This window comes from Streptomyces sp. NPDC054866, from assembly GCF_053610745.1.
This window is the reverse complement of sequence record NZ_JBSGZA010000018.1, coordinates 1-22536: the sequence shown is the minus strand read 5'-3', so window position 1 is coordinate 22536 and position 22536 is coordinate 1. Positions and strand designations below refer to the sequence as shown.

General features: G+C 68.7%; 21 protein-coding genes. 11 read left to right on the top strand and 10 right to left on the bottom strand.

Annotated features, from left to right (window positions below; translation table 11 throughout):
* Window positions 1-147: 147 nt before the first annotated feature.
* Window positions 148-1425: an MFS transporter gene (locus tag ACWGI2_RS41455; RefSeq protein WP_453701207.1), complete on the top strand. Its 1278-nt coding sequence runs from the start codon at window positions 148-150 to the stop codon at window positions 1423-1425.
* Between the two features lie 154 nt (window positions 1426-1579).
* On the opposite strand, the gene ACWGI2_RS41450 is transcribed toward ACWGI2_RS41455, so the two are convergent.
* The 6 genes from ACWGI2_RS41450 to ACWGI2_RS41425 form a co-directional block, all read right to left on the bottom strand.
* Window positions 1580-2626, bottom strand: a complete 1047-nt coding sequence (locus tag ACWGI2_RS41450) for a hypothetical protein (RefSeq protein ID WP_453701205.1) — start codon at window positions 2624-2626, stop codon at window positions 1580-1582.
* 49 nt (window positions 2627-2675) lie between these two features.
* Window positions 2676-3389: a class I SAM-dependent DNA methyltransferase gene (locus tag ACWGI2_RS41445; RefSeq protein ID WP_453401096.1), complete on the bottom strand. Its 714-nt coding sequence runs from the start codon at window positions 3387-3389 to the stop codon at window positions 2676-2678.
* Window positions 3389-4543 carry a nucleotide disphospho-sugar-binding domain-containing protein gene (locus ACWGI2_RS41440; RefSeq protein ID WP_453401097.1) on the bottom strand — a complete coding sequence of 385 codons (1155 nt, stop codon included), beginning with the start codon at window positions 4541-4543 and terminating at the stop codon, window positions 3389-3391. The genes ACWGI2_RS41445 and ACWGI2_RS41440 overlap by 1 nt, the downstream gene beginning before the upstream one ends.
* Window positions 4540-5463, bottom strand: coding sequence for an NADP-dependent oxidoreductase (locus ACWGI2_RS41435; protein WP_453401098.1), 924 nt, complete (start codon window positions 5461-5463; stop codon window positions 4540-4542). Before ACWGI2_RS41435 ends, ACWGI2_RS41440 begins: the two co-directional genes overlap by 4 nt.
* A gap of 95 nt (window positions 5464-5558) precedes the next feature.
* On the bottom strand, window positions 5559-6989 hold the full coding sequence (locus ACWGI2_RS41430) for a DHA2 family efflux MFS transporter permease subunit (RefSeq protein WP_453701203.1): 1431 nt from the start codon (window positions 6987-6989) through the stop codon (window positions 5559-5561).
* Window positions 6990-7045: 56 nt separating this feature from the next.
* Entirely contained in the window at window positions 7046-7960 is a 915-nt protein-coding gene (locus ACWGI2_RS41425) for an NADP-dependent oxidoreductase (RefSeq protein ID WP_453401100.1), read from the bottom strand.
* A 281-nt stretch (window positions 7961-8241) separates the two neighbouring features.
* On the opposite strand from ACWGI2_RS41425, the gene ACWGI2_RS41420 reads away from it, so the two are divergent.
* The 6 genes from ACWGI2_RS41420 to ACWGI2_RS41395 all read left to right on the top strand — a co-directional run bounded on the left by ACWGI2_RS41420 (window position 8242) and on the right by ACWGI2_RS41395 (window position 14316).
* The gene (locus ACWGI2_RS41420; RefSeq protein ID WP_453701201.1) at window positions 8242-9396 is read left to right on the top strand and encodes a nucleotide disphospho-sugar-binding domain-containing protein; all 1155 of its coding nucleotides are present in this window, start codon (window positions 8242-8244) and stop codon (window positions 9394-9396) included.
* A 194-nt stretch (window positions 9397-9590) separates the two neighbouring features.
* Window positions 9591-10418 (top strand): SDR family NAD(P)-dependent oxidoreductase, encoded by an 828-nt coding sequence (locus ACWGI2_RS41415; protein WP_453701200.1) that lies wholly within the window; start codon window positions 9591-9593, stop codon window positions 10416-10418.
* Window positions 10415-11584 (top strand): acyltransferase family protein, encoded by a 1170-nt coding sequence (locus tag ACWGI2_RS41410; protein ID WP_453701199.1) that lies wholly within the window; start codon window positions 10415-10417, stop codon window positions 11582-11584. The genes ACWGI2_RS41415 and ACWGI2_RS41410 overlap by 4 nt, the downstream gene beginning before the upstream one ends.
* Window positions 11585-11726: 142 nt before the next feature.
* Window positions 11727-12308: an NADPH-dependent FMN reductase gene (locus ACWGI2_RS41405; protein WP_453701197.1), complete on the top strand. Its 582-nt coding sequence runs from the start codon at window positions 11727-11729 to the stop codon at window positions 12306-12308.
* 30 nt (window positions 12309-12338) lie between these two features.
* Complete coding sequence (locus ACWGI2_RS41400) at window positions 12339-13178, top strand: NmrA/HSCARG family protein (protein WP_453701196.1); 840 nt, start codon at window positions 12339-12341, stop codon at window positions 13176-13178.
* Between the two features lie 193 nt (window positions 13179-13371).
* The gene (locus ACWGI2_RS41395; RefSeq protein WP_453701195.1) at window positions 13372-14316 is read left to right on the top strand and encodes an aromatase/cyclase; all 945 of its coding nucleotides are present in this window, start codon (window positions 13372-13374) and stop codon (window positions 14314-14316) included.
* Between the two features lie 139 nt (window positions 14317-14455).
* Here the strand turns inward: ACWGI2_RS41395 and ACWGI2_RS41390 are convergent, their stop codons facing one another.
* The 4 genes from ACWGI2_RS41390 to ACWGI2_RS41375 all read right to left on the bottom strand — a co-directional run bounded on the left by ACWGI2_RS41390 (window position 14456) and on the right by ACWGI2_RS41375 (window position 18151).
* On the bottom strand, window positions 14456-15412 hold the full coding sequence (locus ACWGI2_RS41390; protein WP_453701194.1) for a 3-hydroxyacyl-CoA dehydrogenase NAD-binding domain-containing protein: 957 nt from the start codon (window positions 15410-15412) through the stop codon (window positions 14456-14458).
* Entirely contained in the window at window positions 15412-16479 is a 1068-nt protein-coding gene (locus ACWGI2_RS41385; protein WP_453401108.1) for an LLM class flavin-dependent oxidoreductase, read from the bottom strand. The genes ACWGI2_RS41390 and ACWGI2_RS41385 overlap by 1 nt, the downstream gene beginning before the upstream one ends.
* Before the next feature lie 18 nt (window positions 16480-16497).
* Complete coding sequence (locus ACWGI2_RS41380) at window positions 16498-16968, bottom strand: nuclear transport factor 2 family protein (protein ID WP_453701192.1); 471 nt, start codon at window positions 16966-16968, stop codon at window positions 16498-16500.
* A gap of 64 nt (window positions 16969-17032) precedes the next feature.
* The gene (locus ACWGI2_RS41375) at window positions 17033-18151 is read right to left on the bottom strand and encodes a hydrolase (RefSeq protein ID WP_453701191.1); all 1119 of its coding nucleotides are present in this window, start codon (window positions 18149-18151) and stop codon (window positions 17033-17035) included.
* Window positions 18152-18371: 220 nt separating this feature from the next.
* Between ACWGI2_RS41375 and rfbA the strand changes: the two genes are divergently transcribed.
* From rfbA to ACWGI2_RS41355, 4 genes are all read left to right on the top strand, one after another.
* Window positions 18372-19319 carry a glucose-1-phosphate thymidylyltransferase RfbA gene (gene rfbA / locus ACWGI2_RS41370; protein ID WP_453701190.1) on the top strand — a complete coding sequence of 316 codons (948 nt, stop codon included), beginning with the start codon at window positions 18372-18374 and terminating at the stop codon, window positions 19317-19319.
* Window positions 19320-19435: 116 nt separating this feature from the next.
* Window positions 19436-20659: a methionine adenosyltransferase gene (metK, locus tag ACWGI2_RS41365; protein WP_453701188.1), complete on the top strand. Its 1224-nt coding sequence runs from the start codon at window positions 19436-19438 to the stop codon at window positions 20657-20659.
* A 147-nt stretch (window positions 20660-20806) separates the two neighbouring features.
* Entirely contained in the window at window positions 20807-21790 is a 984-nt protein-coding gene (locus tag ACWGI2_RS41360; RefSeq protein ID WP_453701186.1) for a carbohydrate kinase family protein, read from the top strand.
* A partial coding sequence (locus ACWGI2_RS41355; protein ID WP_453701185.1) for a homocysteine S-methyltransferase family protein occupies window positions 21787-22536 on the top strand: 750 nt, incomplete at its 3' end. The genes ACWGI2_RS41360 and ACWGI2_RS41355, both read left to right, overlap by 4 nt.

Genomic DNA, 22536 nt, shown 5'->3' with positions numbered 1-22536 from the left:
GCCTGTCCTACCGTTCCGGGGCGGGCCCACGGTTGACCTCAACCAAGCTTGATGTCTGAGACTCCTTGTATCCGCCGGGATACAGGGTCCTCGTTGGCACCTCACTCGGCGACATCTGCCGCCGATCTTCAGCGAGGGCATCCCGCCATGAACGACCTGAGACTGCTGCGCGACAAGCGCTTCTCCTTACTGTTCACGGCACGGACCGCATCCGTCCTCGGATCGGCATTCGGCCCCGTCGCCCTCGCGTTCGGCGTGCTCGACCTGCCGGATGCCTCGGCCACGACACTGACCGCCGTGCTCGTCGCCCAGGCCGTACCCGAGATCGCCCTGATGCTGTTCGGCGGCGTGATCGCGGACCGGGTGCCCAGGCATCTGCTGATGATGGGCGCCGAGCTGGTGGCGGCGCTGGCCTTCGCGAGTTTCGCCGCCATGTTCCTGACCGGGCACGCGCCACTGCCCGCACTGATGGTCTGCTCCGCGGTCGTCGGCACCTCGTTCGCCCTGTTCTACCCGGCACTCACCGGTGTCGTACCGGACGTGGTGCCCGCCGAGCGGCTGCAGACCGCCAACGCTTTGCTGCGTCTGGGCATGAACGGGGCCCGGCTCCTGGGGCTCGCACTGGCCGGCGGCATGGTCGCACTGGTCGGCGCCGGCTGGGCGCTCGCAGTCAACGCTTTCGGCTTCCTGCTGTCGGCCACCCTGCTCGCCCATCTGCGGCTCGGCCGCAACCCCCGGCAGGCCCCGAGCACCTCGGTCCTCGTCGATCTGCGGGAGGGCTGGCGGGAGTTCTCGAGCCGGCGCTGGCTGTGGGTGATCGTGCTCCAGTTCTCCCTGGTGATCGCGGCGATGCAAGCTGCCTTCGGCGTCCTTGGCCCCGTGGTCGCCAAGGACGAGATGGGCGGGGCAGGGGCCTGGTCGATGGTGCTGCTCGGGCAGTCGGCCGGCACGCTGGCCGGCGTCGCGGTCTCCCTGCGGCTGCGGCCGCGACGGCCGCTGCTCGTGGCCACTCCCATGGTCTTCGCGGTGGCGGTGCCCGTCCTGCTGCTCGGGGTGAGCGCGCCGCTCGTGCTCGTGGTCGCCGGCTCGTTCGTGATGGGCATCGGATTCAACGTCTTCGGCGTGCTCTTCGAGACCACCATGCAGCGGGAAATCCCGCGCGAGGCACTGTCCCGCGTAAGTGCGTACGACGCGCTCGGCTCGTTTCTGATCGGCCCCGTCGGGCTGATGGCCGCGGCGCCCCTCGCGGCCGCCGTGGGAGCCCGCACAGCCATGCTGATCTGCGGAATCCTGGTCGTGGTGACGACGAGCTGCACCCTGCTCGTGCCGGAGATCCGGCAGTTGAGGATCCCTGGCCAGGTGCTCGTGGCCGGCAGCGGGGACCTGCGCTCACCCGCGGACCGGCTGCCGGCCAAACGGAGGTGAACGGGCATGAGGGCACTCTTCCCCGGTGGCGCTGCCCGACTGGACGCCGAACCGCCGCTCGCCGTACCGGAGTCCGGGGTGATGGATGGCCCGGATCCCGGCCGGCATGAGCAGCGAAAGCGAAGCGGCCCTCAAGCGCCGATGGGAGTGCCTGCTACCGCCACTGTCCCGCGCGCGCCGACCCGCCGGAGACGGTCACGACACCGACGGCTGTGCCGTCCGGGGCGACGGAGTACGCGTCGCCGACGCCCGGCGGCATGGTCAGCGGCGTGACTGCGCCGTTCGGGGCCCACCGTACGGGGCGGTGCTCGCCCTGGGCGTTGACCGAATAACCCACCGCGTAACCCGTGTTGCTGATCGCCAAGGCGTTGCTCGCCGTTTCGCCCGGCAGCGCGTCAAGCGCCTTGACCGCGCCACCGCTCGTCCATTTCACCGCCCGGGAGGGCGAGTTGACGCTCACGCCCGACGCACCGACCGCGATGCCCTGGTCGTTGATGGCCGTCGCGGCGGAGTCCTTGTGTCCCGACAGGGCCGGAAGCTGCTTTACGGCGCCGTTCGCTTCCCACCGGACCGCGTGGTTCAACCCGTCGGAGGTGCTCGAAGCGCCCACGGAGACACTGTGGTTGTTGATCCACGTCGCCCCGGTGGACACGTCCCCGGACAGCCCGGGAAGCTCGGACACCTTGCCCTCTGCGCTCCAGCGCAGCGCGTGCCAGTTCTTCTCCGCGTCGACGGAGAAGCCCACGGCGACCCGGCTGCCATTGACCGAGTACGCCCTCGACTTGACGGCACCTGCGAGTCCCGGCAGTTCCACGATCTTCCGGTCCCGGTCCCACTTCACCGCGCGTTCGGCTCTGCCGGTGGAACTGCCCACGATGGTCGTGTCGGTGCTGTTCACCGCGAACGCGGTACTGGAGCTGTCTCCCGGCAGTACGCCGAGATCGGTCGTGGCGCCGCTGCGGTTCCACAGAACGGCATGGTTCGATCCCGCGGTGGTGCCGGAGTCGCCCACGACCAGGCCGTCGTTGTTGATGAAGAACGCCCTGTTGGACGTGCCGCCGGGCAGTGTCTTCAATTCCGTGTACGAACTCTTCTGCGGGTACGAGCTCTTCCCCTGCGCGGCGGCCGGCAGGCCGGTCAACGACCCGCCGGCAAGCGCCGCGGCGACCGCGGGTATCAGTATGAGCCGGTTCTTTCGCATTGCTTTCTCCCCGTTGAATGTTTGTCGACAGTAGAGATGGGTGCCTGTTCTACTCGCGAGTGCCCACGAAGAAGCCGGGCGTTGAACCCCCGTCGTGGAGGTACTCCACAGCCAGTCCGCTCTCGCGGAAGGCGCTCGTGTAGTCGTCGCGCGAGAAGAGGGTGAGAACGTCGACCTCGCTGCGGTGCTGGACACCGGAGGTGCTGTCAGAGGTCAGGTAGTGGATCTCCATGCGGGCCTTGTCGCCGTCCCGTGTCGAATGGGAGACCCGGGCAATGCCCCGGTCGTCCCTCTTCAGCGAATGCGCTGAGACGTGCCCGGGAAGGAAGGTGTCAGGGAAGTACCAGGGCTCGATCACCAGGACGCCGTCGTCGGACAGATGGCTCGCCATGGCCCGCACCGCGCTGTGCAGGTCGGCCACGGTGTCCAGATAGCCGATCGAACTGAACATGCACACCACGGCGCTGAAGCGCCGGCCCAGGTCGAACGTCCGCATGTCACCGATGTGCAGGGGCACGCCCGAGAGGCGGTCCGAGGCGCGTGCGGCCATCGACTCGGACCGTTCCAGGCCGGCCACTTCGCTGAAGTGCTTGGCGAAGGCCGACAGATGGATCCCTGTGCCGCAGGCCACGTCGAGAAGGGAGGACGCGTCCGCCGAGCGCTCCTGGACCATCGACGCCACTCGGGCCGCCTCGGCCGCGTAGTCCTTGCGGTCCTCGTAGAGCATGTCGTAGATCTCTGCCTGGTTTTCGTTCTGGTACATCAGTTACCTCCGAGAGTGACATCGATCCGGGCGGCGATGGATTCCAGTCCGTGCACCATGGCCTGCGGGGTCGGGGCGGTCAGCATTTCCGCTCTCAACCGGTCGGCCGATTTTCGGTACGAGGCTTCGGAAAGCAGTTCCTCGCAGGCCAGCAGCACATCGGCCGGTGTGTCTTCTTTTGCGGAAAGCACCTTGACGGCGCCGGAGTTCTCGATCGTGGCGAGATACTCCCTGAATTCGGGCACGTTCGGGATCATGACCTGCGGGACCCCGTGAGCCGCCAGGCCGAGCAGGGTGCTGCCGCCGCCGTGATGGACCGCCAGATCGCACGTGGGCGCGAGGACGTCGAAGGGCAGCCAGCCCACCTTCGTGTTGTCCGGCAACGGGCCCAGCCGGTCCGCGAGTTCATCGGGGGTGGCGACGAGGAGCTCGACATCCAGCCGGGCGGCCGAGTCGACAAGACGCCTGAGATAGTCGAGCCCGTAGTCGCTGCCCACCCTGCTGCCCGCCGAGACCCATACGCGGGGCCGGCGGCCCTTGGCGTACATCCAGGGCTCGACCGTCCGTGCGGGGGAGAAGGGCAGGTACCGCATGGCCTGACCGGGCAGATAGCGCATCGCCCCGTCGGGGTGGCGGAAGCTTTCCGGGCACAGAATGAGGCGCTGGGCCGGCTCGGGCAGCTCGCCGAAGCCCTGCCGGGCCAGCTCTTCGAGGGTGGCCAGGTGCCAGTTCAGCGGTTCGGCGAAGCCGAACTCGACGGCCACGTAAGGGACGTCCAGGTCCGCCGAGAGCAGAGGCGCGGCATAGGCCAGCGGGCCGCCGACGATGAGGTCCGGACGCCACAGGCGTGCCATTTCCAGAAGCTCACGGTGGGCGTCGACAGCGATGTTCGCCCCGATCGTCCCCAGGGGGATCGCCCGCTCATCGACGTCACCGGTGAGCGGGACGAGTTGTCCGTCCCGTATGGCGCGGTAGTCCTTGGGCGACTTCAAAGGTGCCGCGACGGTGGGGATCCCGGCTCCGAGCATGCTCTGCATGGATTCCGCGTGCGTGGCGGCGATCACCTCGTGTCCCGCACCCCGCAGGGCCTGTGCTAGCGGAACCAGCGGCAGGATGGCACCGGCGCCACCTTCCAGGACGAAGAGGCACTTCATGCCGAGGGGTCTACGACGATGACTATCTTTCCCCGGCCGTGCCCGAGCTCCACGGCACGGTGTGCTTCAGCCGCCTCGGAGAGCGGGTACGCCCCCCGGATGTGCACGGAGATCGCACCCTCGTCGTACAGATCGACGAGCTGGGCGAGCCGCGTCGCGGACCGTCCGGGGCCGAGCAGCGGAACGCCGAGTTCCTTGGCCTCGTCGAAGGAGAGCATGGTGCGGATGCGGTTGGGGTCCTTGACGAGCTCCACGCAGGCACGCAATGTTTCCGGGCCGACCGCGTCGAGAGCCGCGTCCACACGGTCAGGGGCCACCGCCCGCACCCGCTCGACCAAGCCGTCCCCGTAGGCCACCGGAATGGCGCCCAGCGAGCGCAGGTAGTCGTGATTGGCCTCGCTCGCCGTCCCGATGACCTTCGCGGCCCCCCACGCCAGGGCCAGTTGCACCGCGAAGCTGCCGAGTGCGCCGGCCGCCGCGTTGATCAGCACGGTGTCGCCGCGACCGACTTGCATGGCCTGCAGGGCGAGATGGGCCCCCTGACCGTTGCCGGAGAACCCGCCGGCGACCTGCCAGGGCATGGCTGCGGGCTTGGGCACGATCTGGTCGGCCGGTACGACGACGTACTCGGCGTACGCGTTCAGCGTGCTGAAACCGATCACCTCGGTGCCGGTCTCGACGCCGGTCACCCTGTCACCGAGCTGGTCGACGACACCGGCGAATTCGTTTCCCGGCACCACGGGCGGCTTCGCCGCCAGGAACGGCGGAGTCCAGCCTCTGCGGATCGCCGCGTCGAAGGGCTGCACGCCCGCGGTCTTGACCCGCACGCGCACCTCGCCGGGGCCCGCGTTCGGCGTCTCCAGTTCATGGATCCGCAACGCGTCCGGCGGGCCGAACGATGCAACTGCTGCTGCCTTCATGGCGTTCCTTTCTCACACTGATGCAGTGATGGACATTCGGGGTGTGTGGCGCCGCTGATTCAGATCCTGGCCGGGCTTCAGATCCTGGCCGGGCTTCAGGCCTTGGCCTTGGGGGGCAGCAGCAGGGCGAGTGCGAAGGGCACGAGGAGCAGACCGGTCATCCACCAGAACGTGGTGGCGAACGCGGATCCGTCGAACTCGCTGCCCGGCTCGGACATCAGCTGCAGGCTCACCGCGGCCATGGCCCCGCCCAGTGCGCCACCGACGCGCTGCGCGACGGCGCTGATCGTGGTGATGTGCGGAATGGCCTCTTGAGACAGGACGCTCTTGTACAGAGAGGCCGACAACGGGATCGAGATGGAGGCAAGACCCATGCCGCGCAACACCAGCGCGGTACCGAGGAGCAGATCGTTGGGTTCCGTACCGGAAAAGGCGAAGGGAAGAGTGCCCGCGGTGGTGAGCACCAGACCGCACAGCACGATCGGCCGGGCACCGAATCGGTCGGTCAGCGATCCGATGAATATCGCCGCTATACCCATACCGGCGCCCTGCGGCGCAAGGAGAGTTCCCGCAGCCGTCGCGCTGAGACCGACGATTTGCTGATAGTAGAGCGGTATCAGGAAGAGCAGACCGTAGAGGAGAAAACCTACTACGAAGAGCAGCACGATGGCGACCGAAAATCCCTTGTTCCTGAACAGAGACAGATCGATCAACGTGTTTGCGCGCCGCCGCAGCGAATGCCTGATGAATAAGGACATCAGTAGGATTCCGGCAACTACGAGTCCCACATCCTTGACGACACCGAAGGCCCCGGTGGAACCGCCCCCGCCCATGTCGGCGACTTCCGAAAGGCCGTACACAAGGGCCGCGAGGCCGGGCGTGATGAGCAGCAGTCCTCTGGCATCGAGCCGCGCAGTCCGGTCCACGGTGTCACGCGGCAGGATGGCGAAAGCCGCGACCAGGGCGATGACGAGGAGAGGCAACTGCCCGAAGAAGAGCCACCGCCAACTGACCACGTCGATGACCGCGCCGGCCGCGATGGGACCGAGAACCGGCGCGAGGGTGGAGGGCACCGCCACCGCGCTGAACGCGCGGCCGGCGCGCTCCGGTCCGGCCGCGCGCGTCAGCACAACCGTGGCCACCATGCCGATGAGGCCGCCGGAGAACCCCTGAAGGACGCGGAAGAGGATAAGACTCAACGGCGACCAAGCGATACCGCACAGCACCACGGAAGCCAGAAAGGCAACCAGCGAAGTGAGCCATACCGTGCGGGCGCCGAAGCGGTCGACCATGTATCCGGAAATCGGAATGGCCGCACACGTGGCCAGGAGATAGGCGCCGGTGACCCACTGAATAGCCTGGGCCGATGCCGAGAAATCCTTTCCGATGACATCGATGGCCACCACCATCACGGTGCCGTCGATCGCGGCAACAATAGTGCCCAGAATGACGACGCAACCGAGCGCGATCAGACTGGTTTCCTTCTGCGCCGTTCCGACGCCCGCTGATGTAATGTCTGGCGCCATGGCCTACATTCCCTTCCGCTTTCTGGAGTTCCGGCCGCCGGGGGGGGCAAATGCGCTCAGGCGACGGTGAGAACCAGCTTTCCGCGCCCGTGACCGGTTTCCAGTTCCCGGTGCGCTTCGGCGGCATCGGCGAGCGGATAGGCGTTGCGGATATGCAGGCGGATCTTGCCCAGCTCGTAGATCTCGATGAGCTCGAGCAGTCGCTCGACCGACCGACCGGGACCCAGAGCCGGCACGCCGAGCTCCTCCGCGGCCTCGTCGGAGATCATGGTCCGGATGCGGTTCTTGTCCTTGACCAACTCGACCGAGGCGCGCAGCGCGTCGGGGCCCGCGTTGTCCATCGCGGCGTCCACGCCGTTCGGCGCCAGCGCCCTGACCCGGTCGACCAGTCCCTCGCCGTACGTCACCGGGACGGCGCCGATCGACCGCAGATACTCGTGGTTGGCCTCACTCGCGGTGCCGATGACGGTGGTGGCGCCCCATGCCTTGGCCAGCTGCACCGAGAAGGTGCCGAGGGCGCCGGCCGCCGCGTGGATCAGCACCGTGTCGCCCTGTGACACCTTCATCTCCTGCAGGCACAGGTGGGCGCCCTGGCCATTGGCCGAGAAGCCGCCCGCGATGTCCCAGGGCATGCTCTTCGGCTTGTGAACGATCTGGTCCGCGGGTGCCACGACGTACTCGGCGTAACTGCCCAGCGTGGTGTACCCGAGGACCTCGGAGCCCACGGGGAAGCCGGTGACCCCCTCGCCCACCTGGTCGACGACGCCGGCGAACTCGTTGCCGGGGACGACGGGGAAGCTGAGGTCGATGGACGGGGGCGCCCAGCCCTGCCGGATGCCGGTGTCGAAGTGCTGAACACCGGCCACCCGTACGCGAACTCGCACCTGACCCGGGCCGGCCTCCGGCTCGGCGACATCGGTCAGCTTCAGGACCTCGGGCCCGCCGAACGAGGACAATGCTGCAGCCTTCATCACAATCACTTCGCATTCACTGGTACGTGGAATCGGGACACTTCGATGGACCTCGCGGCACCGACTATCGGCGCTGTGAGGTTCGAGCAACCGTCTTGAGATTGCCTCGACGGCTGCTTGATGCCAGGTGACACGGGCTGTTGGCCGTCCGCGCGTCCGCCTCACGAGGCCGGCGCATCAGGCACACCTCGAGCCTTCTTCGAGCTGTGCGGGCCACAGTCTGGGCCGACCGTCGACAGCGGTCGCCGTTCACCTGATTTCTTGGGATTGAGGTCGTCGCGATGCGTGTGCTCTTCTCCATCTCCCCGGGACTCGACCACCTGTATCCGGCCTCGGGTCTCGCTTGGGGTTTTCGCACCGCGGGTCACGATGTCGTGGTCGCCACGTCCGGGGTCTCCACCCAGGCCGCGGCCCACGCGGGCTTCGCGGTCCGCGAAGTCTCCCCCGGTGCAGACTTCGAGGCGATCTTCCCCAAGGTCGGCACGCTCGAGGAGCGGGCCAAGGCCATGCGCGAGCGAGGGCTCGCCGTCGCCAAGTCGCTGCAGACTCCGGAGATCATCCTCGAGAAGTTCTCCAGGGTCAGCGACCTCATGGTGGAGGGCACCCTGCGCTTCGCGGAGGCCTGGCAGCCGGATCTGATCGTGTACTCCCGGCTTCAGGGAGCCGCCCTGGTCACCGCGCGGGCACTGGGTGTACCGGCGGTCGAGCACGGATTCAGCTTCTTGCGCGAGGGCACGATGCCGCAGCGTTTCCTGCCCCACCTCAAGCCCGTGTACGAACGCATGGGCGTACCCGCCGAGTTGCCGGACATCACCGCCGTCCACTTTGCCCCGCAGCACATGATGCGCGGCGAGGGCGAGGGCTGGACGATGCGCTCCGTCCCCTTCCACGGTGGCGGCACGCTCCCCGACTGGATGGCCACGGCCAAGCAGCGCCCGCGCGTCTGCGTCACGCTCGGCACAACCGTCCCGTACGTGGCGGGAGTCGGCAGCCTTCAGGGCATCGTGAACTCCGCGGCCGACGTGGACGCGGAGTTCGTCCTCGCGCTCGGTGACAACCCCGAGCTCGAGGCAATCGGCACGCTGCCCGACAACGTACGCGTCGTCGGCTGGACCCCGCTGAGCACGCTGCTGACCACCTGCGACGCCATCATTCACCACGGCGGCGCGGGCACCACCCTGGCGTCGGCGCACGCCGGGGTACCCCAGCTGGCCATACCGCACGGCGCCGACAACTGGATCAACGCGGACATCATCACGGGAAGCGGGATGGGACTCAGTCTGGAGTCCGGCGACATCGATTCCGCCGTCCTGAAGACGCTGGTGCACGACGAGGATCTGCGTTCCTCCGCACGTGCCGTGGCCGCGGAACTCGCCCAGCAGCCCGGCCCCGACCAGATGGTGCCCCGGCTCCTGGACCTCACCGGGCGACGGTGATCGGCGACCACCTCCGGTGGTGCGGACCCTGTAGTCATCAGTCAAGTCGCCCTCCTTGCGAAAGTGCACCAACTTGGCGCTCCCAATGGGGTGTTGGCGGGCCGACGGGCGCCATGGAAGAAGTCTTGAACATCAAGCGTGATTGAGGTCAAGCCGCCGGCTCTCGATCCCTACCAACACAAGGGGAGGCACTGATGGACCTGTCGAATCAAGTGGCGCTGGTGACGGGAGCCGGACGCGGAATCGGGCGTCAGATCGCGCTGACTCTCGCCGGAGCGGGCGCACGAGTAGCGCTCATGTCCCGCAGCCGCGACGAGCTGGAGGAGACCGCCGCGCTCGCGGGCGGCGACCGCGACCGCGTCCTCGTGACGCCCGGCGACATGACGGACGAGTCCGCGGTCCGCGGCGTCGTCGACCAGTTGAACGACCACTGGGGACCGGTGAACCTGCTGGTCAACAACGCGGCGGTGTTCACTGCCGGTCAGCCGCCCCTGTGGGAGGCCGGCCTCGACGAGTGGTGGAGCACGTTCGCCACGAACGTCCGCGGCCCACTGACCTGCATCCGGGCGGTACTCCCTACGATGATCGCCGAAAAGGCGGGCCGGATCGTCACCGTCGGCAGTGACGCCGGTGCGCTGCCGCACCCCCTGACGTCCTACTCGTTCAGCAAGGCCGCCCTGGTGCGCCTCTCCGAGACGCTGGACATCTCGCTGGCCGAGGCCGACACCGGAGTCCGGACGTTCGTGATCAGCCCCGGCGTCGTACGCACCCGGCTGACCACGTCGTTCGCCGCCGCATACCCGGACATGGAGTTCACCCCCGTCGAGCACAGCGGCGCTCTCGTGGCCGCCTTGGCGTCCGGCACGTACGACGCGCTGCACGGTCGCTATCTCTCGGTCCGCGACGACCTCGACCAGCTGCTCGACCGCCTCGACGAGGTGGAGCGGGATGAACTGCTCGTCCAGCGCATGCGCGCCTATGCGGACGACGGCACCGTCACCACTGACTGGGAGCGCGGGTGACCTCCGGCGGGCGACCACCCGCGCTTCCCTCGCTGACCGGGATGCGGTTCATCGCGGCGTTCCTGGTCTTCCTCTCGCATCTGTCCGCCGCCTGGATGTTCACCTCTCAGCAACTCAACTCGGACCTGGACAGATATCTCGGCACCCTCGGCAGCGTGGGGGTCGCGTTCTTCTTCATCCTGAGCGGCTTCGTGCTGACGTACTCGGCACGGTCCGGCGATCGGCCCGTGCTGTTCTGGCGACGCCGACTCGCGAAGATCTATCCGAACCACTTCGTCACCTGGGTCGCCGGGCTTGTGCTCGCGCTCCTGGCCGGGCGGGCCGTGACGGGGCAGGAGTTCTTTCCCGGGCTCTTCCTCGTCAGCGTGTGGGTGCCCGAGTACGAGGTCATCCGCGGCACCAACGGAGCGGCCTGGTCGCTCGGTGTGGAGCTGGTCTTCTACCTCGCCTTCCCCGTGCTGCTCTCACTGCTGAGGAAGATCCGGCCGGAGCACCTGTGGAGGTGGCTCGGCATCATGGGGCTGGGCGTGATCGCCGTTCCGATGGTCGCGGAGACGCTGTTGACCGACCAGCCGATGCCCGGACTCAAGTACGGCTGGACGCACTTCTGGTTCGTCTACTTCCTTCCCATCAGCCGCCTGTTCGAGTTCGCCGCCGGCATCCTGCTCGCCCGCATCGTCCTGTCCGGCCGCTGGATTCCGGTGAGCCGGACGGTGGCGGTGCTCTCACTGATACCTGGCTATCTCCTGACGATCCATGTGCCGAACTCCTTCGGCCTGGTGCTCCCCGTCTTCGTCCCGCTCTGTCTCATCGTCGCCAGCTTCGCCCAGGGCGACATCGCGGGGCGCTCCAGTCCCATGGCCAACAGGCCGATGGTGTGGCTCGGTGAGATCTCCTTCGCCTTCTACCTCTGGCACATGGTCGTGGCCTACAACGGGCCGATCGACTTCGGCACCGGGCACCAATGGGACACCCCCGAGGCGCTGTTGCGCACGGCCGGCTGGTTCACCATCACCCTGGCACTCGCCTGGGCCCTTTACCGATTCATCGAAGTACCCGTGATGCGCCGATGGTCCCGTCCACGCCCACACCTCGTACCAGTGCCTCAACCCGCTCGAAGCCGAGGCCGGAGAGCTGTCGCGAAGTTCTGGGCCGCCTCCACTTGACCTCATCCATGGTTGAGGTCAGATCGTGGTGGTGGCGCGGGACGTCCCGCCCCGCTGGAACGATCCGCCGCACCGGTCACGGCCAGGGCGACACGTCCGCCCTGCCCACTCGTCCGCACCAACTCTTTCCCAGGAGCCAGAGATGTCCAATGCCCCCCTCCATCTCGCCGTGATCATCGGCAGCACCCGTGAAGGCCGCTTCGGAGGCACGGTCGCCGAGTGGTTCGCGGGCATCGCGCGCCAGCACGACGGCGTGATCGTGGACGTGATCGACCTCGCCGAGCACGCGTTGCCCACGGTCATCTCGACAGAACTCGCTCCCGCCGCACAGCAGGTCCTCACCGAGGTGACGAACCGCCTCGACAAGGCGGACGCGTTCGCCGTGGTCACCCCGGAGTACAACCACAGCTACCCGGCATCGCTGAAGACCCTGCTCGACTGGAGCGACGCCCAGTGGCAGGCCAAGCCGGTCGGCTTCGTGTCGTACGGCGGGCAGGCCGGCGGCACCCGGGCCGTGGAGCACCTGCGCACCGTCTGCTCCGAACTGCATGCCATGACCGTCCGCGACGTGGTCACCCTCACCAACTTCTGGGAGCAGTTCGACGAGGACGGCCAGATCACCAACGAGGCGGCTCCCGTGGCCGCCAAGGCCCTGCTCGAACAGCTCATCTGGTGGGGCAACGCCCTCCGGGAGGCCCGCACCAAGACCCCGTACGGCGGCTGAGAAGGCGCGGTCCAACAGCCATCAAGGAGTATGACGTTGAGCGACAACAAGATCATTCTCGTCGTCGGCGCCACCGGGAACCAGGGTGGCGCCACGGCCCGCGAGCTGCTGTCTCGCGGATGGACCGTGCACGCACTGGTGCGTAACCCCGACAAGCCGGAGGCGCGGGCGATCGAGGAGCAGGGCGCCGTACTCGTCCAGGGCGACCTCGACGACGTCGAGTCGCTGCGTCGTGTCATGGCAGGCGTGCACGGTGTGTTCAGCGTGCAGGCGCTGGCCTACGAGCCGGAGACCCTCGCCGACGAGGTGCGCCAGGGCAGGACGGTGGCCGATGTGGCCAAGGAGAGCGGCGTCGCGCACCTGGTGTACAGCTCCGTGGACGGTGCCGAGCGCGGCAGCGGCATCGACCACTTCGAGAGCAAGGCCGAGATCGAGAAGCACATCCAGTCGCTCGACATCCCCACCACGATCCTGCGGCCGGTGTTCTTCATGAACAACCTGCTGTACTTCTCCGTGGAGGACGGCGAGCGAGTGGTGAAGCTGCCGGTGAAGCCCGAGCGGCCGATGCAGTTCATCGCCTCCGACGACATCGGCTTCTTCGCCGCCGAAGCCTTCGACAAGCCCAAGGAGTACATCGGCCGGCAGGTCGCGCTCGGCGGTGACGAGATCAGCTTCTCCGAGGTCGCCGCGGTCTTCGAGCGGCTCACCGGTACGCCGACCCGCCTTGAGCCGCAGCCCATCGAGGACCGGATGTTCGTGTGGTTCGCCGAGGAGGGCTACCAGGCGGACATCCCGGCGCTGCGGGGGCAGCACCCTGGTCTGCTGACGCTGGAGAAGTTCCTCTCCCAGCGGCTGCCCGCCGCCTCCTGACCCGGCCCGGCCGCACCCCGCGCCCGTGAGCCTCGGCGAGCCCCGCCGAGCGCCCACGGGCGTTCGCCGTTCGCCGCCCAGGCCTTGGGCACACCTCGACCGTTCCTCCAGGAGTCCTGGCGACCCTCGAGGAGGCAGTGCACCGCAGCAGCCCCGAGAGGCAGCAGCTCCGAGAGCGGGAGGACCAGGACACATGGCAGTACACGAGCAGGCGGCGCGAGCCGCGCACGAGGTCAAGGTGGCGGCACCTGCCCAGCAGGTCTACCGGCTCCTCGCCGACCTCGACAACTGGCCCTGGATGTTCCGGCCGTTCGTCCACGTCGAACTCCTGGGAACCGAAGGGGATTTCGAGGGGGTAGGGATGTGGACCACCACCGGGGACGAGGTCGAGCACTGGATCGCCCTGAGGCGCCTGGACGAGGCCCGGCTGCGCATCGACTTCCGTCCCCAGAGTCCCGAGGCCCCGCTGGCGACCATGCAGCGCACATGGGTCGTCGAGCCGCTGTCCGAGCGGGAGTGCACCGTCCGGCTGCTGCACCGGTACACCCTCACCGAGGACGATCCCGCGGCGCGTGAGGCCACCGACCAGGTGATCGACACGATCGCCGGCGCCGAGACCGAGGCCGTGCGGACAGCGGCCGAGCTGGCGAACGAGACACCGGAGCTGCTCGTCACCGTCACCGACACCGTCGGCATCGAGGCGCCGGCCGACGAGGTGTACCGCACCCTGTACGACGTGCGTGCCTGGCCCGGGATCCTGACGCACGTCGCGCGGGCGAAGACGCTGCAGGACGCCGAAGGGCTGCAACTCGTGGAGATCGACACGGTGGAGGCGACCGGCGGGCTGCTCGCCATGCGGACCGCGCGGGTGGGCCGCCCCGCGCACACCATCGCGTACAAGCAACTCGTGCTGCCGCCGATCGGCAGCAGTCACCACGTCCGCTGGCACATCGCACCGACGCCGAAGGGCGCCCGTGTGACGTCCGAGCAGACGGCTGTCATCGACCGGGACGGCGTCGAGCGGATGCTGGGCCAGGGCAACAGCACGGCCGAGGCCACGTCCTTCGTACGGCGCGAGCTGAGCGCGAAGGCCCGGTTGCTGCTCGGGGGCGTGAAGGAGCACCTGGAGACGCGGTAGAGAACGGCTATGCGTGTGGCCCGCCCCTCTCACCTGGGGCGGGCCACACGCATACCGCGTACCTCGTACGAGGATGATGACGAGCCGGCCGTTTCGAGAACCGCTCGATACGCGGTCACCGAAACGGCCTCGGCACCTTTCAGCCCCGCTGTTCAGTCCGCTCCGACACCTCGGCGAGTGTCCGCAGGACTGCGGTCTGCTTGGCGTCGCGCTCGCGCACCAGCTCCTCGAAGGACCGTGCGCCGTACGCCTCTTCCGCCTGCTCGATGAGCGATTGGATGGTGGCGTCGTCCATGGGCGGGCGGCCGAGCAGCTCCCAGCCCTGTTCGAGACCGGCGCCGAGGGTGGTCAGCCACTTGCGCAGACCGCCCTTGCCGCCGCCGAGGTGGAAGGCGAGGAAGGGTCCGACGGTCGCCCAGCGCAGCCCGATGGAGTGGGTGACCACGCGGTCCAGCTCCTCTAGGGAGACCACGCCTTCGCGCACCAGGTGGACGGACTCGCGCAGCAGAGCCGACTGCAGCCGGTTCGCGGCGAAGGCCAGGATCGGCTTGCGCAGCACCACCGGAACCCTGCTGACCGACTCCAGGAACGCGACTGCCTCGTCCACGGCGTCCGGCGCCGTCCGCTCACCCGCGACCACCTCGACCAGCGGCACCACATGCGGCGGGTTGAAGGGGTGGCCGACGACCAGGCGGCTGGAGTCCGCCATCCTCGCGCCCATGTCATCCGGGTTCAGGGTGGAGGTGGAGGAGAGGATCAGCGCGTGCGCCGGGACGGCCTTGCCGATCCGTTCGAAGAGCTCCTGCTTCAGGGCCAGGTTCTCCGGGGCGTTCTCGACGACGACGTCCGCGTCCGCGACGGCCCGCTCGACGTCGGGCTCGAACTCGAGCCGCTCGCCGAACGTCGCCGGATCCGCCGTGCCCTCGGGGAGATACGGGGCGTACAGCTCGAGTGCCTCGGCCACGATGGTCTCGGCGTCGGGCCTGCGGCTGTTGACCCGCACCCGCAGACCGTGCCCGAGGAACAGGGCGATCCAGCCCAGACCGATCGTGCCGGCACCGATGACGGCGACCGTGGGCCGCTGCGCGGTACCCATCAGCGCCCCTCGCCCAGCTTCGGGATGACCTGCTCGGCCATCAGCCGCATCGTGGTCGCCGCGTCCTCGAAGGACAGATGCCCGGAGTGCACGCCGAGGCTGATCGTGATGTCGTCACCGAACCAGTCGGCGATCTGCTCCAGTTGACCGCGCACCTGCTCCGGGGCGCCGATGAGCAGCTTGTTCTGCTCCAGCTTGGACTCGAAGTGGGAGTGCTTGGTGGCCTCGAAGAGCTTCTCGTACCCCGGGTAGGCGTCGGATCGCGTGGTCCCCCAGGCGGCGACGGCCTGATGGATCGCGGCCGAGTTGCGGTCGTCGTCGCGGCGTCCCTTGACGCGGGCCTGCTCACCGTCGGAGTCGACGACACAGGGATAGCTGAAGTGGATCTGCTCGGTGCCCGGGGTGCGGCCGGAGGCCGCCCACTGCGCGCGGTACAGCTCGAGCCGGGACTGCAGCTCCTCGGTCGACATCACGTTGGGCACCGTCTGCAGGTGGTGGCCGTTGCGGCCCGCCTCGGCGCAGGACTCGGCGCTGCGCGCCGTGGTCACGAACACCGGCGGGTGCGGCTGCTGCACCGGCCGCGGCAGCAGCGTCACCGGACCGAACTGGTGGAAGCGGCCGTCGACGACGACGTCCTCCTCGGACCACAGCCGCTTGATCGCGTCGACACCCTCGACGAAGCGGTCCTTGGACTCGTCCATGGAGATGCCGAAGGCCTTGAACTCGTCGGGCAGGAACGCCCGTCCGAAGGCCGCGTCCACCCGGCCGTTCGAGATGTTGTCCAGCATGGCCAGCTTGCCCGCGAGCTTCACCGGGTGCTGGAACGCCGGGATGGTGGCGCTCGTGCCGAGACGCACCCGCCGGGTGCGCCCTGCCGCGGCGGCCAGGAAGGTCACCGGGTCGGGGCTGTAGCCGCCGTAGGCGAAGAAGTAGTGCTCCACCATCTTCACGTGGTCGAAGCCGAGTTCCTCGGCGAGGTCGACCAGGCGCAGCGACTCGTCGAAGTACTGCTGTGCGGGCTTGTCGGCGGGGCCGACGGTGGGGAAGAAGACAATCCCGAATTTCACGAAAGCTCCTCAGCGAGGTCAGTCACGGCCGGAGCCGTCGTGGTGCAGATCGCGGTGGCGGACCTGCCAGCTGCCGTTCACGTTCACCAGGTGGTCGTGGCAGATCACACTGGCGAAGATGTCGAGGGCGCCGCCGCGCGGAGTGCGCATGGCCAGCGCGTACGCACGGGTGCGCAGTGAGCCGTCGTCCTCGCGGGTCACGTCGAGCATGCCGAGCCAGTGCCTGAAGTCGACCTTCTCCTCGTCGAGCCGCTTCTGGCGGGCACGTGACGAGGCCCGGATGGCGTCCCGGCCGCGCAGCGGTTCGGCCAGCCGGCTGGCCTCCTGGAACACGCCGTCCTCGGTGAAGGTCTCGGCCCATTCGTCGGGCCGGCCGTCGTCGATCAGGCCCATCTGGCGGGCGTAGAACTGCTGCACCTGTACGTACAGTTCGGCGGGGACGGCTGCGTCCGTGGCCGTGCCGATGGTGTCGGGGATCGAGTCGCTCACGCGAACCGCCTTTCGTCAGTGAGCCGGATGGCCGGCTCGGGTACGTCGTCGAGGTCCGCGGGGCTCACAGAGCACCCGAACCGTCCAGGAGCTGGCGCCCGTAGGCGCGGGCCGCGGGGTCGAAACGCAGCGCCACATGGCTGGCCAGGCTGTGCACGTCGCGCCAGACGCGCTGCACGGGATGACCGGCGAGCTGGCCCGAGCTGCCCGACGCACGCAGCAGCGACTCGACCACGTCCACCAGCTGTTCCACGGCGTACGCGCAGTCCGCCGGGGAACGGACCAGTTCCAGGGGAGTGGCCTCAGGCGCGTCGGCCACCCGCGCGGCCCGTTCGAGCAGCAGCTGTGCGCTGTCCACCGCGATCGTCGCCCGGGCCAGTGCCGAGAGCGGCCCGGTCTCTTCCTCGGCCGCGCCGCGGGCCGAGTCCTCCCACGCGCGCAGCGCGGCCCGGGCGGCCCCCAGCGCCGGTGCGCCGAAGACCAGCCCGCTCAGGAGCCGCAACGGCGCCGTGTGGCAGCGGGCGTCGGAGCCGACGCTACGGCCGACGAGCATGTCCTCCCGAAGGAATCCGCGCTGCGCCGGCACGAAGACGTTGTCCGCGAGCAAGGTGTTGCTGCCCGTGCCGCGCATCCCGAGTGACGTCCAGGTGTCGGCCACCCGGTAGTCCTCGCGCGGAAGGGCGAAGAACCAGGGCACCTGCTTGCCGTCCTCGGGAGCCAGCGCGCAGACGAGGGCCCAGTCGGAGAAGTCCACGGCGCTGGTGAAGCTCCACTCGCCGGTGACCCGCCAACCGCCCCTGACCGCGGTGGCGCTGCCGCGGGGGATCAGCGCGCCCACGACGGTGCTGTCCGCGCCCTTCGCCCACAGCTCCTGCTGCGCCTCCTCGGGCAGGTAGGCGCCCATCCGGCCGGCGGCGGCGATCACCGACGCGCACCAGCCGGCCGATGTGCAGCCCTGGGCGAGGGCGGACACGGCCTCCAGAAGTTCGCCGGCCGAGCCGTCCCGGCCGCCCCAGCGGGCGGGAACGAAGTGCCGGGCGAATCCCGCGTCGCGGATCCCGTCGGCCACGGGCGTCGGCAGCAGGCGTTCGGCGTCGGCCCTGTCGGCGTGGCGCGCGGCGACGGAGGCGAGCTCCTGCGCCCGAACGCGCAGTTCCGTACCGGTAGTCGGCCAGCTTGGCATCAGCAACCACTTTCCTCGCTCGTCGTGGTGGTGCCGCAACAGGGGCGGGCAGTGCACCGACTGTCGCCGCGAGGGATCCAGACACGCTGGAAGGCTGCTCAACGTCGTGGCGGGGGTTGCTCCGCGCGGCCACGACTCACCTTCGACCGAGGCCACCCATGCTCGGTGCGCCAGGAGTTGGGGACGGCCCAGAGCCGACGACGACACGAGGTGACTTCCGTTGAAAGGCATCATCCTTGCCGGGGGCAACGGCACCCGGCTGCACCCCATCACGCTCGGGGTGTCCAAACAGTTGTTGCCCGTCTACGACAAGCCCATGATCTATTACCCGCTGTCCGTGCTGATGCTGGCGGGCATCCGGGACATCCTCGTCATCTCGTCGCCGCGGGACCTGCCGCAGTACCGGACCGTACTCGGCGACGGCAGCTCGCTCGGAATCAACCTCTCCTACGCCGAGCAGGCCCAACCGCGCGGTCTGGCCCAGGCGTTCACCATCGGCGCCGACCACATCGGTGACGATTCCGTCGCGCTGATCCTCGGAGACAACATCTTCCACGGACCCGGCTTCTCAACTCTGCTTCAGGAGCATGTGCCGCACACCGACGGCGCCCTGCTGTTCGGCTACCCGGTGCGCGATCCCGAGCGCTACGGGGTCGGCGAGGCCGACACGCTGGGGCGGCTCACCTCGCTGGAGGAGAAGCCCGTCAACCCGCGCTCCAACCGCGCCATCACCGGCCTGTACTTCTACGACAACGACGTCGTCTCCATCGCCCGTCAGCTGCGGCCCTCGCCGCGCGGCGAGCTGGAGATCACCGACGTCAACCTGGACTATCTGGCCCGTGGCAAGGCCCACTTGGTGGACCTCGGCCGTGGATTCACCTGGCTGGACACCGGCACCCACGATTCGCTCCTCGACGCGGGGAACTACATCCAGGCCCTGGAGCGCCGCCAAGGACTGCGGATCGCGTGTGTCGAGGAAGTGGCCCTGCGTAAGGGCTTCATCAGCGCCGACCACTGCTACCGCCTCGGGGAGCAGCTCGGGAAGTCAGGTTACGGCCGTTACGTCATGGACGTCGCCGCAACGCTGCGCGGCGCGGGACCCGAGCGACGCGGCGGGTCCATCGGCGTGGAGCACGGCATCCGAGAGGCGGAACCGGCCGCGCTGTGAGGCACCACGGCCTCGGCTCACATCCCGGGCGCCACCCGGCGAACCACGCCCCTTCAAGCAGTTCTCCAGAACGGTCGGGGACTGTCTATTCAGCTGAAGCAACAGGAGGAACCGTCGTGTCCCGTCGTCTGTTCACCTCGGAGTCTGTGACCGAGGGGCATCCCGACAAGATCGCTGACCAGATCAGCGACGTCATTCTCGACGCGCTGCTGGGCCAGGACCCCGCTTCACGTGTCGCGGTCGAAACCCTGGTCACCACCGGTCAGGTGCACATCGCGGGTGAGGTGACGACCTCGGCGTACGCCGACATCGCCGCGCTGGTGCGCAAGAAGATCCTCGACATCGGTTACGACTCGTCGGCCAAGGGCTTCGACGGCGCCTCCTGCGGGGTGTCGGTGTCGATCGGCGCGCAGTCGCCCGACATCGCGCAGGGCGTGGACACGGCGTACGAGTCCCGGGTCGAGGGTGTCGGGGACGAGCTGGACCGGCAGGGCGCGGGCGACCAAGGCCTCATGTTCGGGTACGCGACGAACGAGACGCCGACTCTGATGCCGCTGCCGATCGAGCTGTCCCACCGTCTTGCGCGCCGTCTGACGGAGGTACGCAAGGACGGCACCGTCCCCTACCTGCGCCCCGACGGCAAGACGCAGGTCACCATCGAGTACTCGGGCAGCCGGCCGGTCCGCCTGGACACGGTGGTCGTCTCTTCGCAGCACGCCGGCGACATCGATCTGGACGCGCTGCTCACCCCCGACATCCGCGAGCACGTGGTCGAACACGTACTGGCGCAGCTCGCCGAAGACGGCATCAAGCTGGAGACCGAGGGCTACCGCCTCCTGGTCAACCCGACGGGACGCTTCGAGATCGGCGGCCCCATGGGCGACGCGGGCCTGACCGGCCGAAAGATCATCATCGACACCTACGGGGGCATGGCCCGCCACGGCGGCGGCGCGTTCTCCGGCAAGGACCCCTCCAAGGTGGACCGTTCGGCCGCGTACGCGATGCGCTGGGTCGCCAAGAACGTCGTCGCCGCCGGCCTCGCCGACCGCTGCGAGGTGCAGGTCGCGTACGCGATCGGCAAGGCCGAGCCGGTGGGCCTTTTCGTGGAGACCTTCGGCACGGCCACCGTCGCGGTCGAGAAGATCGAGGCCGCCATCGCCGAGGTCTTCGACCTGCGCCCGGCCGCGATCATCCGCGACCTGGACCTGCTGCGTCCCATCTACTCCCAGACCGCCGCCTACGGCCACTTCGGCCGTGAACTGCCGGAATTCACCTGGGAGCGCACCGACCGCGCCGACGCCCTGCGCAAGGCGGTGAAGGCGGTGAAGGCGGCGGCCTGACGGTGCGGCGCCGCCGGGAACCCCCCGGCGCCGGAGCCAGCGGTGCACGGCTCCCCCCCCGGGCCGTGCACCGCTTTCCCCGTGTGGTGTCAGCCACCGGAGCTGTTTCGTTCCCGATGTCGGCCTCAGGTTCAAGGAGTGCTTTTCGTGCGTATCGCCGTGACCGGATCGATCGCGACCGACCATCTGATGGTCTTCCCCGGACGCTTTGCCGAGCAGTTGATGAAGGAGCAACTGGAGCGGGTCTCCTTGTCGTTCCTCGCCGACCGGCTGGAGGTGCGCAGGGGCGGCGTCGCCGCCAACATCGCCTTCGGTCTCGGTCAGTTCCGTCTTGAGCCGATCCTGGTGGGCGCGGCGGGAATCGACTTCGCCGAGTACGACAGCTGGCTGCGGGCGAACGGCGTCGACACCTCCGAGGTGCGGGTCAGCGAGAGCCTGCACACCGCGCGCTTCGTGTGCACCACCGACGACGACCAGAATCAGATCGCCACCTTCTACGCCGGCGCGATGGCCGAGGCGTCCCGGATCGACCTGGCCGAGATCGTCGCCCGTACGGGGAAGCCCGAGCTCGTCCTGGTCGGGGCCGACGACCCCGAGGCGATGCTGCGGCACACGTCCACGGCGCACAGCCTCGGTGTCCCCGTCGCCGCCGACCCCTCCCAGCAGCTCGCCCGCCTCGACCGGGAGCAGGCGCGTCAACTGGTCGACGGGGCAGGGTGGTTGTTCACCAACGAGTACGAGGCGGCGCTCCTGCTCGAACGCACCGGCTGGAGCGAGCAGCAGCTCCTCGGCCGGGTCGGCACCTGGATCACCACGCTCGGCGACGCGGGTGTCTCGCTGGCCAGGTCAGGCGACCCCGTGGTGCGGATACCGGCCGTGGCCACGGACAGGATCGCCGACCCCACGGGTGCGGGCGACGCCTTCCGGTCGGGGTTCCTCGCGGGCACGGCATGGAAGTGGCCGCAGGAACAGGCTGCCCGGCTCGGCTGCGCCCTGGCCACCACGGTGCTGGAGTCGGTCGGCACCCAGGAACACAAGCTGGTCCCCTCGGACCTGATCGCCCGTATCGACCAGACGTACGGCAATGACGTGGCCCGTGCCATCGAGCCACGGTTGGCGGGTCTGTCATGAGTACGGCAGAGCGCCGGCGCGTCGATGCCTTCCGTGAAGCCCTCGCCACGCGTGTGGTGGTGGCGGACGGTGCGATGGGCACGATGCTCCAGGCGCAGGACCCGACGCTTGAGGACTTTCAGCAGCTTGAGGGCTGTAACGAGATCTTGAACGTGACCCGCCCGGACATCGTCCGCTCGGTGCACGAGGAGTATTTCGCGGTCGGTGTCGACTGCGTCGAGACGAACACGTTCGGCACGAACTTTGCGGCGTTGAGCGAGTACGACATTCCCGAGCGGAACTTCGAGCTGTCCGAGGCGGGTGCCCGTATCGCCCGTGAGGTCGCCGATGAGTTCACCGCGTCGACCGGACAGCAGCGCTGGGTGCTGGGTTCGATGGGTCCGGGCACCAAGCTGCCGACCCTGGGCCACGCCCCCTACACGGTGCTGCGCGACGCCTACCAGACCAATGCCGAGGGCATGATCGCGGGCGGTGCGGACGCGCTGCTGGTGGAGACCACCCAGGATCTGCTGCAGACCAAGGCGGCGATCCTGGGCGCCCGCCGCGCCCTGGACGCTACGGGTGCGAATCTGCCGGTGATCTGCTCGGTGACCGTCGAGACGACGGGCACGATGCTCCTTGGCTCGGAGATCGGCGCGGCGTTGACGGCGCTGGAGCCGCTGGGCATCGACATGATCGGCCTGAACTGCGCGACGGGTCCGGCGGAGATGAGCGAGCACCTGCGCTATCTCGCCCGCCACTCGCGG